Annotated in this window: 1 protein-coding gene and 1 pseudogene; both read right to left on the minus strand. The window is 65.2% G+C overall.

Annotated elements, in window-relative coordinates; translation table 11 throughout:
• Window positions 1–677: pseudogene (locus DMB66_RS60135) on the minus strand (hypothetical protein); the annotation flags it as partial.
• On the minus strand, window positions 674–866 hold a 193-nt coding region (locus DMB66_RS60140), incomplete at its 5' end, for an AAA domain-containing protein (protein ID WP_148112991.1). The gene DMB66_RS60140 and the pseudogene DMB66_RS60135, both read right to left, overlap by 4 nt.

An 866-nucleotide genomic window follows, 5' to 3' on the forward strand; every position in this document is an offset into this window, starting at 1 on the left:
GTATCGATCGCCTTGACGAAAGTGAGCAGGCCCGAGACACACTCGACGACGTACGCCGGCAACCAGGCATTGCCCAACTCAAGCGGTTGTACGGAGGTCAGCGCACCCGGCAGATTGAAATCCTCCCGGTCCGCACGGCGGGACAGCTCAGCGACAGCATCGATCTGGAACAGCCCGGAACCCGCGACGGCCTGGAACCGTGTACGACCGTCGAGGGTCAGCGCCGGCTCTTCCAGCCATACGGCGCCGGCGTAGTGAGACTTCGGCAGTGGCGACCCGGTGAAGCCGTCGAAATAGAGGATCTGATGGTCCTCCTTGAGGACGTACCGGTGCCCGTCGGCAACCGAACGCAGCCCGATGTCGGTGAGCCCGAGGATGCTCCCGTCACGCCGCAGGTGGCCGATGGTGTCCAGAAAGCGCAGCGCTCGCTCGACCAGGGCCGGCTCGACGGCGAAGAAGGCAGCGAGGCTGGACGTGTCGCGCAATCCGGCGGTCGCGATTGCCCGCGACAGGTACTGGTCGAACAGTTCGTACGGCTGCGCCTCCCGAATGACTGCCTTAACCTGTACGGCCCACATCGGCAACAGCAGCGGGAAAATCCGCAACGGTTGGATGTCGGGCATGGCGGCAACGCGCTCAAGAATCCGCCGGACAGGTACGTGCGCCGGGTCGCTCACACCGGCAGCCGTTCCCGCAACTGTCGAGCCGCGACAACGTCACCGTGCTGAGCGGCGTACCGGAAGAGCTCGCCTGCGAGACGCCGGAAGCCTTCGTCGGCAGCGTTGGTGAGCGTCTTGCTGTCGCCGACGAGAATCAGCTGATCACGGGCCCTGGTAATGGCGACGTTGAGGCGACGCAGCTCGCTG

The organism is Actinoplanes sp. ATCC 53533 (genome assembly GCF_003947245.1).